Source organism: Acinetobacter sp. YH12094, assembly GCF_013419295.1.
Classification (GTDB): domain Bacteria; phylum Pseudomonadota; class Gammaproteobacteria; order Pseudomonadales; family Moraxellaceae; genus Acinetobacter; species Acinetobacter amyesii.
The window spans coordinates 12,130-27,875 of record NZ_VPAK01000028.1; the positions used below are offsets into that span (position 1 = coordinate 12,130).

Annotated in this window: 14 protein-coding genes and 1 rRNA gene; 5 read left to right on the forward strand and 10 right to left on the reverse strand. The window is 41.9% G+C overall.

The window, feature by feature from the left end:
• Positions 1-56 precede the first annotated feature (56 nt).
• The 4 genes from ileS (at position 57) to FTU34_RS15295 (ending at position 4,598) form a co-directional block, all read left to right on the forward strand.
• A complete protein-coding gene (gene ileS, locus FTU34_RS15280; RefSeq protein ID WP_180036119.1) occupies positions 57-2,903 on the forward strand; it encodes an isoleucine--tRNA ligase in 2,847 nt (948 codons plus the stop codon).
• The gene (lspA, locus tag FTU34_RS15285) at positions 2,896-3,435 is read left to right on the forward strand and encodes a signal peptidase II (RefSeq protein ID WP_078190655.1); all 540 of its coding nucleotides are present in this window, start codon (positions 2,896-2,898) and stop codon (positions 3,433-3,435) included. Before ileS ends, lspA begins: the two co-directional genes overlap by 8 nt.
• A complete protein-coding gene (locus FTU34_RS15290; protein ID WP_078190656.1) occupies positions 3,428-3,910 on the forward strand; it encodes a peptidylprolyl isomerase in 483 nt (160 codons plus the stop codon). Before lspA ends, FTU34_RS15290 begins: the two co-directional genes overlap by 8 nt.
• 145 nt (positions 3,911-4,055) lie before the next feature.
• Entirely contained in the window at positions 4,056-4,598 is a 543-nt protein-coding gene (locus FTU34_RS15295; protein ID WP_180036120.1) for an NADPH-dependent FMN reductase, read from the forward strand.
• Between the two features lie 299 nt (positions 4,599-4,897).
• Here FTU34_RS15295 and FTU34_RS15300 read toward each other — a convergent pair whose 3' ends face one another.
• The 4 genes from FTU34_RS15300 to FTU34_RS15315 form a co-directional block, all read right to left on the reverse strand.
• Complete coding sequence (locus tag FTU34_RS15300) at positions 4,898-6,190, reverse strand: glutamate carboxypeptidase (RefSeq protein ID WP_180036121.1); 1,293 nt, start codon at positions 6,188-6,190, stop codon at positions 4,898-4,900.
• Between the two features lie 537 nt (positions 6,191-6,727).
• Positions 6,728-8,017, reverse strand: a complete 1,290-nt coding sequence (locus tag FTU34_RS15305; protein ID WP_180036122.1) for a glutamate carboxypeptidase — start codon at positions 8,015-8,017, stop codon at positions 6,728-6,730.
• Positions 8,018-8,507: 490 nt separating this feature from the next.
• Positions 8,508-8,903 carry a tautomerase family protein gene (locus FTU34_RS15310; RefSeq protein ID WP_180036123.1) on the reverse strand — a complete coding sequence of 132 codons (396 nt, stop codon included), beginning with the start codon at positions 8,901-8,903 and terminating at the stop codon, positions 8,508-8,510.
• 35 nt (positions 8,904-8,938) lie between these two features.
• Positions 8,939-9,115 (reverse strand): hypothetical protein, encoded by a 177-nt coding sequence (locus FTU34_RS15315; protein WP_171263829.1) that lies wholly within the window; start codon positions 9,113-9,115, stop codon positions 8,939-8,941.
• A gap of 259 nt (positions 9,116-9,374) precedes the next feature.
• Between FTU34_RS15315 and FTU34_RS15320 the strand changes: the two genes are divergently transcribed.
• On the forward strand, positions 9,375-10,415 hold the full coding sequence (locus FTU34_RS15320; RefSeq protein ID WP_078190660.1) for a TauD/TfdA family dioxygenase: 1,041 nt from the start codon (positions 9,375-9,377) through the stop codon (positions 10,413-10,415).
• Between the two features lie 92 nt (positions 10,416-10,507).
• On the opposite strand, the gene FTU34_RS15325 is transcribed toward FTU34_RS15320, so the two are convergent.
• The 6 genes from FTU34_RS15325 to rrf all read right to left on the reverse strand — a co-directional run.
• The gene (locus tag FTU34_RS15325) at positions 10,508-11,629 is read right to left on the reverse strand and encodes a PQQ-dependent sugar dehydrogenase (RefSeq protein WP_180022956.1); all 1,122 of its coding nucleotides are present in this window, start codon (positions 11,627-11,629) and stop codon (positions 10,508-10,510) included.
• Between the two features lie 435 nt (positions 11,630-12,064).
• The gene (locus FTU34_RS15330) at positions 12,065-12,376 is read right to left on the reverse strand and encodes an ankyrin repeat domain-containing protein (RefSeq protein ID WP_180022952.1); all 312 of its coding nucleotides are present in this window, start codon (positions 12,374-12,376) and stop codon (positions 12,065-12,067) included.
• 82 nt (positions 12,377-12,458) lie between these two features.
• Positions 12,459-13,004, reverse strand: a complete 546-nt coding sequence (locus tag FTU34_RS15335) for a hypothetical protein (RefSeq protein WP_180022953.1) — start codon at positions 13,002-13,004, stop codon at positions 12,459-12,461.
• Positions 13,005-13,086: 82 nt separating this feature from the next.
• Positions 13,087-14,436, reverse strand: a complete 1,350-nt coding sequence (locus FTU34_RS15340; RefSeq protein WP_180022954.1) for an aromatic acid/H+ symport family MFS transporter — start codon at positions 14,434-14,436, stop codon at positions 13,087-13,089.
• A 407-nt stretch (positions 14,437-14,843) separates the two neighbouring features.
• A complete protein-coding gene (locus tag FTU34_RS15345) occupies positions 14,844-15,395 on the reverse strand; it encodes a DUF4256 domain-containing protein (protein WP_180022955.1) in 552 nt (183 codons plus the stop codon).
• A 241-nt stretch (positions 15,396-15,636) separates the two neighbouring features.
• Positions 15,637-15,746 (reverse strand): 5S ribosomal RNA (rrf, locus tag FTU34_RS15350); the annotation flags it as partial.

Consider the following 15,746-nt stretch of genomic DNA (forward strand, 5'->3'; position numbering starts at 1 on the left):
TTATTTATTGTAAAACGCGTCAGTCAACGGGCTGATAAATTTGGAAGACAACTTGCATGAGCGATAAGCAAACTCCTGAAAATGCAGTGGATTATAAAGCCACGCTAAACCTCCCAGGTACTGAATTTGCGATGAAAGCAAATCTCGCAGTACGTGAAGCAAAATGGTTAGAAGAGTGGTATGCCGACAACATTTATCAGCAGATTCGTGCATCGCGTATTGGCAAGAAAAAATATGTGCTTCATGACGGCCCTCCATACGCAAATGGCCAAATTCACTTAGGCCATGCGGTAAACAAAGTTTTAAAAGACATCATCATCAAAAGCCGTGTAATGGACGGTTTTGACGCACCGTATGTACCGGGCTGGGACTGTCACGGTCTTCCAATCGAACTGAAAGTTGAAGAAAAAGTCGGTAAAGTCGGCGTGAAAGTAGATGCCTCCACTTTCCGTAAAGCCTGCCGTGAATATGCTTACACCCAAGTCGAATTACAGAAAAAAGACTTCGTGCGTATGGGCGTATTTGGTGATTGGGACAACCCTTACCTCACCATGAACTTCAAACAAGAAGCCGACATCGTTCGTTCGCTCGGTGAAATTGCCAAAGCAGGCCATATTGAGCCAGGTCTTAAACCAGTCAACTGGTGTTTGGACTGTGGTTCTGCCTTAGCTGAAGCTGAAGTGGAATACGAAGACAAAAAATCAGATGCGATTGACGTTGGTTTTAGCGTTGTTGATTTGGCTGATTTATCTGCACGCCTAGGTGTTACAGTTAGCGATTCTACAGATATCGTAATCTGGACAACCACGCCTTGGACTATGCCTGCCAACCAAGCGGTTGCTCTACATGCTGAGCTTGAATACCAATTGGTGAAAGCAACTGGCGAAGACAAAGCAGCGCAAAACTTCATCCTTGCAAAATCATTGGTTGAATCTGCAACGCAGCGTTATGGCTTTAACGCAGTTGAAGTGATTGCTGAGTTTGCTGGTGCAAAACTTGAAAACCTAGTACTACAACATCCGTTAATTGCTGAACGCCAAGTACCAGTAATCTTAGGTGAGCATGTCACAGACGGCAGTGGTACAGGTGCTGTACATACCGCGCCAGGCCATGGTGTGGACGACTATAAAGTTGGCTTACAGTACAACCTGAAAGTTGACAATCCTGTCGGCGGCAACGGTGTATATTTACCGACTGCACCAATTTTTGCAGGCGAACACATCTACAAAGCCAATCCAAAAATCATTGCCGCCTTAACCGAAGCAGGCAAACTTTGGGCACATGTGGTGATCAAACATAGCTATCCACATTGCTGGCGCCATAAAACACCGATTATCTTCCGTGCAACACCGCAATGGTTCATCAGCATGGATGCAAAAGGTTTACGCCAAGGTGCATTGAACGCGATTGAAAATGACATCAGCTTCGTACCAGATTGGGGTAAAAACCGTATCCAATCGATGATTGAAGGTCGTCCAGACTGGTGTATCTCACGTCAACGTACATGGGGCGTGCCAATTCCATTCTTCGTGCATAAAGACACCAACGAACTTCACCCGCGTACGCCTGAGCTGATCGAAGAAGTGGCGAAGCTGATTGAACAAGAAGGTATTGACGGCTGGTATAACCGTGATGCGTCTGAGTTTATCGGTGCAGATGCAGAACAATATAACGCTGTTCGCGATACGCTAGACGTTTGGTTTGACTCTGGAACAACACACTTTGCAGTACTCAGTGAACGTGAAGAATTGCAAGACCCTGCTGACTTGTACCTTGAAGGTTCTGACCAACATCGCGGCTGGTTCCAATCTTCATTGTTGACGTCTATGGCGATTAATAACCGCGCACCGTACAAAGGCTTATTGACTCACGGCTTCGTTGTGGACGAAAAAGGCCGCAAAATGTCGAAGTCGATCGGTAACGTGATCACTCCACAAGACATCATCAAAGACATGGGTGCAGATGGTCTACGTTTCTGGATCGCCTCTGCAGACTACCGTTATGAAATGACTGCGGGTAAAGAAATCTTTAGCCGTGCATCAGATGGTTACCGCCGTATCCGTAACACGTTGCGTTTCTTGTTGGCCAACTTAAATGGCTTCAAACCATCGACGGATGCGTTGCCTGTTAATCAATTGATCGCGCTTGATCAATACATCTTGCAACGTGCTGCGGAAGTACAGAAAACCATTCAGCAAGCCTATGAAGATATGAACTTCCATATCGTGACCAGCGCATTGACCAACTTCTGTATTAATGACTTGGGTGGTTTCTACCTCGACATCATCAAAGACCGTCAGTACACCACTAAGGCAGACTCAGCTGCGCGTCATTCTGCGCAAACTGCGTTGTATCACTTGGTTCAAGCATTTGTTCGTTGGATGTCTCCAATCTTGAGTTTCACCGCACAAGAAGCTTGGCCACTGATTCCAGAGCAATCTGAGAAATATGTATTTACTGCGGAGTGGTATGACATTCCTGTAGCCTCTACAGCAAATTTAGTGACTGAAGCTGAATGGCAAACCTTGATCACCGTTAAATCTGCGGTGAACAAGTTTATTGAAGCTGCACGTACTGCAAAAACTGTGGGTTCAAACTTATCTGCAAAAGTTGAACTTTGGGCCAATGCTGAGCTGAAAGCTGTTTTAGACAAATTCGGTGAAGAACTGCGTTTTGTCCTCATCACTTCTCAAGTGATTGTCAATGAGTTTGATGCAGCGCAAGGTGAAGCCTCTGACCTTGACGGTTTAAATGTCAAAGTCTCTGCTGCTGACGGTGAAAAATGTGCACGCTGCTGGCATGTACTACCCGATGTGAATACACATCACGAACATCCAGGTCTTTGTTCTCGTTGTATTATTAACCTTCCTACAGGTCAAGGCGAAGAGAGAAAATATGCCTAATCCACAAGAAAAAAAGGGCTTCTTTCAATTCTACCCACACAATTTAGTGTGGGTGGGCTTATCCATTGTTGCCATTATTTTGGATCAATGGACCAAATGGATTGCAAGTACACATCTGAACTACGCAGATCCTGTACCTGTCATGCCCTTTTTAAATTGGACATTACTACATAACTATGGCGCTGCCTTTAGTTTCTTGTCCGATGCCGGTGGATGGCAACGTTATTTCTTTACTTCACTCGCAGGACTTGTGTCTGTCATTTTTGTATTTTGGCTCATGCGTATGCCAAAAAACGTGAAAGTCCTTCCGATTGCCATTGCCCTGATTTTAGGCGGCGCAATCGGCAACTTAATTGACCGTGTATCTTTAGGCTATGTGGTGGATTTCATTCACGTGTATTACAACAACAGCCACTTTCCTGCATTTAATATTGCAGACAGTGCCATTACTTTAGGCACGATTCTGCTTCTTATCGATACGTTTTTCTTAGAAAAACACCGAATTCAACGTGCGGAAGCGCAAAATGACTGATTTTATCAATCCTAACGAGGAAACTCGTATTGAAGAAGGCTCTAAAGTAGACCTTCACTTTTCTGTTGCTATTGAAAATGGCGTAGAAATTGACAATACCCGTAGCCGTGCTGAACCTGTCAGCCTTGTCATGGGTGATGGCAGCTTATTACCGGGTTTTGAGAAAGCTTTATTCGGTTTACGTGCAGGTGACCGTCGTACCGTGAGCCTTCCTCCAGAAGATGCATTTGGTCCATGGAACCCTGAAAACGTACAAAAATTCGATACCGTCAAATTTGAGCAACGTCCTGTCGAAGGCCATATGATTGAGTTTGAAGATAAAGCCAAACAAAGTCTGTATGGGGTGATCAAAACCGTCGGTGAAGACATTACCGAAGTGGATTTCAACCATCCTCTAGCTGGTAAAAATATCACCTTTGAAGTTGAAATTTTCAAAGTGACCCCTGCCGGTCAACAAGGCGTAAAACTGATCTAAGTTTCAGCAAATAAAAAGCTCCTTCGGGAGCTTTTTTTATCACTATTTTTATAACTATCAGTCGACTCGATACATTTTCTGTATATGCAACGGACCAAATTCATATTAATTTAATGCAAGACTTTAAAACAAGACGGGAAATACGATGAAACTTCATATTATTGTCGGCAGTGTCCGCGAAGGCCGTACGGCAATTAAAATTGCCAACTGGCTACTTTCAGAAATCGAAAGCTATGACTACAGTACCGTAGAAACTGAAATTGTCGATTTAAAAGAATGGGATCTGCCAATTTTTGCAGGCGCACATCCGCCATTAACTGGGATTTATGACCAACCCAAACAACAAGCATGGGCAGATAAAATCGCACAAGGTGACGCATTTATTTTCATTAGCCCTGAATACAACCACGGCTACAGCCCTGCGCTCAAAAATGCATTGGATTACCTCGGTAAAGAATGGGCCGGAAAACCTGCGGCATACGTTAGCTATGGTGGCACCAATGGTTCACGTTCGATTGATCAAATTCGCCAAGTGGCAACCCAATTGGGCTTAATTGACAGTAATGCTGTGGTCGAAATTCGTGATATTTTCACGCGCAATCAAACAGATAAATTCGAACCGAATGATTTTGACAACAAAGCAGTTAAAGCGATTTTCAAAAAATTACTGCAATATGTGAGTACTTAATTCTTGCCGTTCGCGTGATAGATGCCGCCTTTTGTAGGTTCAGGCTTAGATTATTTTCAGCAGATGGCAGCTATACGCCATGCATCATCCACGATAAAGTTAAACCATACAGAGACAGGAAGTTTCTAGAATAAAAAGAATGGAACATGCAGGAAGCGATTGATTTGACAGGAGTTGAATCTTAGCAATATACGAAAAAGCCCCAACAGGACGTTGGGGCTTTTTCATTTCGTTCTGTATGCTTAATCATAATGAAGCCCACCTAGGTAGGCTCCTTCTAATCATTGCGATATAGAATATTATCTTGCTTTCGACACATCCACAATTAATCGTGTTGCAAAATACAAACGCGGAATAATACTGTCTTTTAAAATATATTCTGCATTGCTTGAGTGAGCCCCATCTCCTGATAATCCCATTCCCTCAATTACAGCAGCTTTCGACTTTACTCCAGCAAAAGCAGCATCAGTACCGCCTCCTGTTGGAGTCAAAGAAACAGTCAATGGAATGTTTAACTCATTTTTATAGATATCTTGCGCTTTTTCAGCCAACTTTTTAGAGGCATCATTTACAGCCAACGGTGGACGGCGGACTTCAAATTTCACACTGACTTGGCTATCTGATAACTTTTTATTTTTGATTTTCTCATTTAACGTTTTTTCCACGGCCTCAAAGTCTTGGACACGTAGTGCTCTGACATCCGCCTGTGCAGCAGCATGTTCTGGAATGACATTGCGTGTTTTACCCGCTTCCGCCACAGTCCAATTCAGCTTTAACCCAGTGTTAGGATCAGATAGATTTTGCATTTGTGCGATTTGGTGAGAGAGCTCAGTGAGTGCATTCACCCCTGCCTCAGGTTTCACACCGGCATGTGAAGATTTTCCTTTAATTTCTAAATAGGCTGCGCCAATGCCACTGGTTGCCAGACGTAAGTTACCATCTTTACCGCCCCCTTCAAAAGACAACACCACATCCTGATCTTGTGCTGTTTCTGTAATCAACTTACGTGAGGCAGGTGAGCTGATTTCCTCATCTGAATTCATCAAAACAGTGATCGTGCCATAGTCTTTATAATTCAATTTTTTAAGGGTATTCAAAACATGCAAAATTGCAGCTACCCCTTGTTTATCATCAATGATACCTAAGCCATAGACCTGATTACCGTCAATTTTAAACGGTTGGTTTTTAAGCATTCCCCGTTCATAAACCGTATCCATATGCGCGATCATCATGATTTTACTTTTACCTTGACCTTTCAATACCCCTTTAACTATTGGTCCCATTTTCTCAGGTGTATCGTCCATGCGATAAATATCTGTACTTTCGATCACACTCACTTCAGCACCAACATTCTTCAACTGATCTGCCACCACTTTGGCCATTTGATTCAGGCCTTCAAGATCCTTACTGCCGGATTCAATATTGACCAAGGTTTTCAAGGTCTCTAAATAACTTTGCTTTTGACTTTCCGCAACTTGCATAATCTCTTGTGGAGATGCTGCCCAACTTGCTGAAGCACTAAGCGCAATGACGCAGCCTAATGCGAGCTGAAGTTTTAATGTCGTCCGTTGTTGTGTAAGTGTTCTTAGCATCGATCTTATTCCCTGTATATTTTTCATTATGAATTTTTAATGTCTGATAAATTAATTCACCATTCAACCAATTAATCGCAAAAATATGTAACACCGCTGATGAAGATTTTAATCTCATCAAAACCAGCTTCCCGCTGTTTTAAAACAGGTTTAGATCGATTTGGGTCAATAGTTCTATAGGTCGATAGCCTTAATGCTGTGCAATACATTGACGCGACGGACAGAATGATAATTTAGGTGTTGTACGTTTTGGCTTACATCAGATGCGGATAATAGACACTATTCACGTTATTGGATTACTTTTATATTAAGGTCATACAGCGACAGGATGTCACTGAACATAAAACAACAATGATAAGACAATGAGCAGGAAGCTTAACGGTAGGACAGGAGTTATACCGCTAGAATGAATCCGAAAAAGCCCCGACAGGATGTCGGGGCTTTTTTCATTTCAAATGCTACATAAGAATAGCTCTAACATGAGCCACAACCAAACTCAGGGCAATGGCTCATTAGATCTCACCCAATCGGATACGATTACTTTTTAGAACTCTCCACAATTAAACGCGTCACCAAGTACAAACGCGGTACGATAGAATCTGTCAAAATATATTCAGCTTTATCTGAATGTAATCCATCACCTGACATGCCTAGTCCCTCAATGATCGCGGCTCTCGAACTAACCCCAGCAAAAGCGGCATCAGTACCACCACCCCAAGCGGTCGTTTCAACTTTCATCGGCAGCTTTAATTCGTTTGTGTAAATCTGCTGGGCTGTCGCGGCCAATTTTTTGGCTTGTGGACTGGCTTCTAAAGGTGGTCGACGGACTTCAAATTTGACCTCGACCTGACTTTCCGCCAATTTTTTGGTTTTGACTTTTTGCTTCAAGGTTTTTTCCAACTCAGCAAAATCTTGTGGTTTTAAGGAGCGAGCATCTGCCTGCGCTGTCGCATGGTCAGGAATCACATTTCGGGTTTTTCCAGCCGTCGCAACAGTCCAATTCAGCTTTAAACCCGTTTTCGGATTGGATAGATTTTCTAATTGTTGAATCTGAAAAGCCAGTTCTGTCAAGGCATTGACCCCTGCTTCAGGTTTTACCCCCGCATGCGAACCCCGCCCTTTAATATCTAAATAAGCCGCACCAATCCCACTAGTGGCTAACATCAAACTTCCCTCTAAACCACCGGTTTCAAAGGAGAGGACAACGTCCTGATTTTGAGCTGTATCCATAATCAATTGGCGCGAGCCGGGTGAACTGATTTCTTCATCTGAATTAATTAACACCGTAATGGTGCCGTAATCTTGGTACTTCAGCTGTTTCAGCATATCCAAGACATGAATCACTGCAGCAACACCTTGCTTGTCGTCCAAAATACCTAAACCATAGGCTTTATTACCATCTATACGAAACGGTTGACCTTGTAATTGGCCCTTTTGATACACCGTATCATTATGTGCCAACAACATAATGTTCGTTTTACCTTTGCCTTTCAGTACCGCTTTTACAATCGGCCCTGTCTGATCTGGCGCACCATCGAGTTTCATGATGTCTTTGGGCTGAATCACGTTCACCTCAGCCCCTGTGGCTTTTAATTGCTCTGCGACCACCTTAGCAATTTGATTCAAACCCTCAATATCTTTACTGCCGGATTCAATATTGACCAAGGTTTTCAAGGTCTCTAAATAACTTTGCTTTTGACTTTCCGCAATTTGCATAATCTCTTGTGGAGATGCTGCCCAACTTGCTGAAGCACTAAGCGCAATGATGCAGCCTAATGCGAGCTGAAGTTTTGATGTCGTCCGTTGTTGTGTAAGTGTTCTTAGCATCGATCTTATTCCCTGTATATTTTTCATTATGAATTTTTAATGTCTGATAAAGTAGTTCACCATTCAACAAATTAATCGCAAAAATATGTAACACCGCTGATGAAAATTTTAATCTCATCAAAACCAGCTTCCCGCTGTTTTAAAATAGGTTTAGATCGATTTGGGTCAATAGTTCTATCGGTCGATAGCCTTAATGCTGTGCAATACATTGACGCGACGGACAAAATGATAATTTAGGTGTTGTACGTTTTGGCTTACATCAGATGCGGATAATAGACACTATTCACGTTATTGGATTACTTTTATATTAAGGTCATACAGCGACAGGATGTCACTGAACATAAAACAACAATGATAAGACAATGAGCAGGAAGCTTAACGGTAGGACAGGAGTTATACCGCTAGAATGAATCCGAAAAAGCCCCGACAGGATGTCGGGGCTTTTTTCGTTTAGGCTCCGTAAAAGCAACATTCCATGTATTTGCACAGACTAAACATCGACCTGAAAACCTAACTCGACATCACAGGCGGCTTGACCACCTCGTATCCCCCAATTTTCTAGAGGGCTTTCACGTAAGGTAATGATGATATGGTCGGCCGGAATGCCAAATTCTACCAAATTTTGCACCAGTATTTGATATAACTTATGCTTGGTTGCTAAGGTTCGTCCCGCAAAACAATCGATGGTGATATGTGTAAAACGCTCAGGCTGCGTCAAATGATCAAACACCTGAAACCGATGTGGGGCATGCACTTGCAAACGTATATTGCGGTCATATCGAGGCAGCTGAAAACTCTGTTGTAAGGCGTCAAAGACAGCATTTATCAACTGTTGTTCTTGTTCTATGCTGTATTGCATCCGTATATCGATTTGTGTTGCAGGCATGCGCGAAACTCATTGTTGTTATATCCATCACTACACTAGCAGGATTTAGCGACGTTCTGCTGTAGGCATTTACCTACAGCGCTTGCAGTATTTACGCCTGTAGCCTCAACAGCAACGCGCCTATAGTAAGAACATACAGAGACAGGATGTCTTGCAATAAAAATAAATAATGCACATGCAGCAGGAACGCTAATCGGTATGACAGGAGTCATATCTTTAGAATGAATCTAAAAAGCCCTCGATAGGATGTCGAGGGCTTTTTTCATGTCGTCATTCACTCAGCAATCGCACTCTATTCGTCGAAAAATCGCAATTTATCAACAATACTTACATCGCAACAGTAAAACTGTACTTATAATCGGCAGAGAATTTAGACAGAATAACTGCTGCGAGTTCAGCAGCTCGAACTGTCAGCGCTTAGGGATTAGGCGACAACAATAAAAATTGAATTAAAAAATTAGAGAATGACCTATGCAATTGCAACAGCAACAACTGAATAGTTTTACCCGCATTTTTCATGCCGCTCCAGAACACAATAGCCCACAAGATCTTGCACAATATATTGGCGCGCATCGACAAGAGCTTTTACAACAAATCCATGAAAATGGCATCTTACTGTTTCGTGGTTTTAACATCGAGCAACCCGAACAATTTAACCAACTGATTGAACAATATTTTCAGTTTACCCCATGGAATGCTTTTAACCCCAATATGCCCAGCTGGGTTGCATCTTGGATGCGAAAATACAGTGAGAACTTGCTCGGTGCTGGCGACTACCGTCGTTATATAGACCGCAACACAGTGCAATTGGGTCCAGTCGAAAACTCGGTACAAGGCCCACATGTTGAAGGTGGTGTGCGCTCAGAACGCTCGCGTTATATCGCCTTATTTTGTCAGGAACCTTCGACGTATTTGGCAGAAACAGGATTTAATAACTTAGAGCAGATTTGGGAGAATTTTCCGAAACATCTACAGGAAAAATATCTTGGTGCATGGAACCATTTTTCTTATGTCTCGGCGCGCGAGGTGGGGCTATTTGACCGATTATTGCTGAAAAAGAGCCCGTTTAGTCTAGAGATTCGACAAGATAAAAAAGCCAAACTGACCTTGCAGCGTTCGCCACTGGTGATTCATCACCCCGATACGAAAAAGCATGTGATTCAGCCGTGGGCTTTTGCTAATAATACCAATCCATTTGCCCATCAGGCGGCCAAAAATTGCTTTGAAAATCGCGGGGAGATTGAAATCGATTCGACAGCGGACGGCATGCAACTGACTTGGGAAATTTACACGCCAGAAGGTCAACAAATTGAATGGAGCGATGCCGAAAAGCAGCAATTTTTTGATGCGATGTATAAAGATGCCCTGCTTTTGCAGTGGCATAAAGGTGATGTTGCGATCGTCGATAATATTAAAATTGCGCATTGGCGAATGAATGGAGAACAAGGAAATCGTAAATTAATTCAAATTCAAGCCAATGCATTTAATGCCGATGAGCACTATGCGGCTTAGGTGACGGATTTGAAATTCGTGCAGGCCTGTATGTGAGAAGCCCCGGAGGGGCTTTTTTTTATTTTTTGAATTTTTTGTTTATTTTTTAGTCGCTATTTTGGCTCAATTTTGAATAACCATGCTTTTTCACCATCCTCAATCCCCCAAATTGCGCCATCTTTGGCCTCAATCAAGCCACGGATCCGCTGTTTCATGTCGATACGCTGGATTTCTTGGACAGGTTTAAGCTCTGTATCAACAATCACAATCGCTTCTGAAGATAAGCCACCAATCAGCGCTTTATTTTTCCACAAGGGGAACTTTTGCCCTTGGTAGAACATCAAACTCGACGGTGAAATCACCGGTGTCCAGCTGATGGCAGGCGCTTCAAATTCAGGCCGTGTAAGATGATCAGGAATCGGTTGATCATCATAATGATCGCCATTCGACACATGTGGATAGCCATAGTTTTTCGCACGCTGCACGAGATTTAACTCATCACCACCTTTCGGTCCCATTTCGGCCACCCAAAGCTGCTGTTTTGCATCAAATGCCATGCCTAAAGGGTTACGGTGCCCGAAGCTCCACACTTGCTTTGCAACTTCGCCTTGGGTCTGAAATGGATTATCCGCAGCAGGTGTTCCATCACTATTTAAGCGCAGTACTTTACCCAAATTTGACTGCAGATCTTGTGCAGGATCAAACTTCTGACGTTCGCCCGAACTCACCCATAATTTTCCATCTGCGCCAAACTGCATTCGGTGTGAATAATGGCCTTGACCTTCTACTTTTGGAATTTGCCTCCAAATGATTTTTCGCTGTTTTAAACTTGGCGCAGCTTCATTGAGGTTTAATGTGGCTTTTTCGATGACAGCGCCATAACCGCCCTGTCCGGCTTCTGCATAGCTCAGATATATCTGATGATTATTTTCAAACTGCGGATCGAGTGCAATATCACCTAAGCCGCCTTGTCCGCCATAGGCAACTTTGGGAAGGTTTTTCACCTGTATTTTCTGCTGGTTTTGAGGATTAAAGATAATTAGCTGACCTTTTCTTTCAGTCAGCAATAAACGGCCGTCTGTAAGTGGCTGGATGGCCCAAGGCTCATTGAATTGAGCGATTTTTTGTATTTTAAAGCCCTGTTCTTGCTGGACTTGTGCAGAATTTTGAGTTTGGCTTGGTGTTTGATCTTGTGCTGTAGTTGTGGTGTTTTCCGCATGGCATGCGGCTGTCATCAAGATGCCAACGATCAGGCTAGGCGTTCGAAAATATTGTATGCATTGTTTCATTTACTGTTCCCTTCCCTTTTATAATCATTTGATTCTAATCAATTAATCAGATGATTTTTCTTTGGAAAGGTAACAGAATAATTTTGTACGTTTTGGCTTACATGACATGCAGAAAATTGCGGCTTTCCAAGTTTATGAAACAGGCCTAATCTACAGTTATCAGGAGACAGGAAGTTTCCGAAACATAAAACAATAACAATAAGTTTCTGCATCAGGACGTGAGATATGACAAGGAGTTGTATCTAGAACACGAAATACGAAGAAAACCCCGACAGGATGTCGGGGTTTTCTTTTTCTATCTATTAATTTTTTATGACCCATTAAAAAAATCCCCCAGATTCAGCTGGAGGATTTCACGATCATGATTTTGCGCAATCGGACTTAGAGGCTTTTGAGATATGCCACAACATCGTCATGACCTGCCATTTCTGCAAGTTCTAAAGCGGTATATTGGGTTTTGTGCTTTACATCTGCACCTTTGCCTACCAATAGCTTCACTACGTCTAAATAGCCGTTTTCTGCTGCTGCATGCAGTGCGCTGTAGCCTTCTTCATCGGCAGAGTTTACGTCTGTGCCATTCGCCAAAGATTTTTCGACTTCTGCAAGTTCACCTAAAGATGCCCAGTACACTAGCTCAGGCAGATGCAGTTCTTCATCGTCTTCAGGGATTGGGGAGATAGAATTAAAGTTCATATTTTTCTCACAATAGTATTAATAAGGGCTTAGTTAGATATTAGATTAATTAAAACCAAATAATTAACAACACAACAAAATATTAACTCTCTCCAACCCACAGTTGAATTGTCGCACACAATTGTAATCCATATACCCAACCAATAAAGTCGCCTAGCTCTTGACCGTTAAAACTCAAATCAATAGTTTTATTCCTAAAAGTAGTAGGCAAATCATTAGGAATTCCTTTTATAGACCATACACCATTATGACCAATTGCATTTCTAAGATGCCTTGCAAAGGCATACCATTCTTGTGACCTAAAATGATCAGATTTATTATTTTCAAAAGCATAACTTTTGGCAGCTTCGAAAGTTTCTAAAATCATGTAGTAAAATGTTTGTTTAACAAACATTTTTGCTGAACCATTGTCTAAAGTATTTGAAAAATTAATATTATATAAAAGCCAATCTGTAGCAGCTACTTCATTTCCGCTTAAGACATATATTTCTTTATCTGATACTGTTAAATTATAATTACTCAAATAACGGCTTGTTGGTTCTTTTACTGCTAATCCGTAAGCACCTAAACTAAACCAAAAGGCATCACGGACGTATTTCATTTTTTCTAAACATCTTTCTTTTGTCATAATTTTAAATATTCTAAATATCATTTCTATTAGAGCATAAAAAGCCCCCTTTCGGAGGCTTTTCTTTTTAAAGAATCACAACTTAGGCTTTCGCTGTAGATGCCTCTTTAACATCAATTTTATCACTGTCGTTTTCATGCATGATCAATGCAACCGCGATCGCAGTAATCAGTACAGGTAAACCCACCGCCATAAAGTTGAAATGCGCAGGTAAGTTCATACCGAGCAAACCACCAATCAGAATCGGCCCTACAATCGCGCCCATACGACCAATTGCAGAAGACCAACCAATACCCGTCGAACGTACAGCAAGTGGGTAATACTGCGCCACATAGCTGTACAGCAGCATTTGCGAACCAATAGATGCAGCACCTGCCAAGAACACCAAAATGTATAGCAAGAACTGATTTGATTGGAAGCCCATCAAGCTCATCACAATCGCGCCCATCATACCCAAAACCATCAGCACAGGTTTTAAATGGAAACGGTCAGCCAAAATACCACCGCCAACAATACCCACAACTGCGCCCACGTTCATGACCATCATAAACATTAAGCTGTTATCCATAGAATAACCGGCTGCCATCATCAGTTTTGGTAACCAGCTGCTTAGCGCATACATGGTCAATAGGCACGTAAAGAACGCCACCCAAAACAGCAATGTATTTACGGCACGACCACGGCGGAATAAACTCACCACGTTAGCAGCTTCAGGCACGCTTTCTTGAGGCAAAGTGAACACTGTATTTTCAGTCACTTTCACTTCAGGTGCTAAGCGCTTCACGATACTGCGGGCTTTTTCCTGTTTGTTTTCTTTCACCATAAATGCCAAAGATTCTGGTAAAAATCTCCAAATCACAGGTAAAAGGAAAAGTGGAATACCCGCAATAAAGAACATGATTTGCCAACCAAAGTCAGGGGTGAACCATGAACCTAAAAGTGCCGCCATCACACCACCGACTGCATAACCACTAAACATCGTCGTTACCAGTGTGCTACGCATCTTCTGCGGCGCGTATTCAGACGTTAAAGCCACAAGGTTAGGCATTACACCGCCAATCCCTAAACCAGCCAAGAAACGCAAAATACCAAATTCTGTTGGATTCGACGCAAAACCACCGGCAAAGGTCAAACCACTAAATAAAACGATACAGATCATAATGACTTTTTTACGGCCAATCTTATCCGCTAAAGAACCAAAGAACATGGCACCAAACATCATGCCTGCGAGCGCAGTACTGGCAAGCATCCCCGCTTGCATTGCACTTAAGCCCCAGTCTTGCATCAATAATGGTAAAACCACGCCATTAATCGCTAAATCGTAGCCATCAAATAAAATAATCAATAAGCACCAAGCCACTACATTGAAGTGGAACGGGGTAAATTTAGCCTTATCGACTACAGAATTTATGTCTATTTTTTCCGTTGTCATCGTTCTCATCTCCCATGAGTACTTGTCCATAACATTCATTGAATTTTTAAGTAAAATTCAACAGCCACGGAATATACGGAACAGTGTTTTCTAGGGATATTAGACGTATGTTTAATAAATCTAGTCGCTTATAAGTACATGTTAATTGTGTTATTTTTCATGCTTTAGTTTAATTATTAAACATTATCAATATATGATTATTTAACTGATTTTTTTAAATAATAATACCCTTATTTTCAGGCCTAATTCTTCTATTCTTTCATTAAACTTCAGAACGACACACCATCATTTATTTCTATCTTTAGTTTAGAAAAATTTTAAATGTCTAAAAAACAAACGCAATTACATCTTTAGAAAAGTTCGTTTGAACACTCTTGATTGTTTTAAAAACATTTATAGCACTGAGACTAAGCAATCACCAGCTTACAGCGAAATCCTCGAGACGCATAATATGACTGTGCGCCATTATGGTAGCTAAATACATGATCATAACGTCGGTCACAAAACAGTGCCCCACCCTTTTGCCGAATATCTGCTGGCGTCACGATCCAGCTCGAAGTATTTAAATCGAAATGAAAAACTTGCTGTATTGCTCGATAGTCTTCTTCTGTCAGTAGCTCAGCACCGATGTCTCGAACCATGTCTATAACGTTATTTTTCGGGGGATGATCCTTCCGATTCTCCAAGGCATCACGGTCATAGCACAAGCTTCGTCTAGGCTTTGGCGACTCTAAGCTGCAATCATAAAATATCAGGTCATGAGATTGCTGATTCAGCATCACAATATCTGGCCCACCGCCTGTTTTTTCCATTTCGATTAAAATTTTTAGTTTTGAGGGCTGTGCAATCAATTGTTTTTTTACATCATCCCAAAGTAATTCTGGATGCCGCTGCATATTTGCCTCAAAGCGTTGCTGCAATATTTCTAAAATAGAGACTTCATCGAGATCTTGGAGCATTTGCACATCCTATTGTTTTTATACCTTGGCGACTAAACTTCACTATAAAGAATATAAGCTTGGCTTGATGTAAATTTTTTGCGCTGTTTAGCTTTATTCATTTTAAATATCTGTCGTTTTCCTATTTTTTGCTTTCGCTTTTCTTCTTATTTTCCTATTTTGTTCTTCTACTTTTCTTCTTATTTTTTCCACACACATAAAAAAACACCCCCTGATATGTCAGAGGGTGTTTCGAATAATGAGCTGGCGATGACTTACTCTCACATGGGTAACCCCACACTACCATCAGCGCTAAGAGGTTTCACTTCTGAGTTCGGGAAGGGATCAGGTGGTTCACTCTTGCTATTGTCG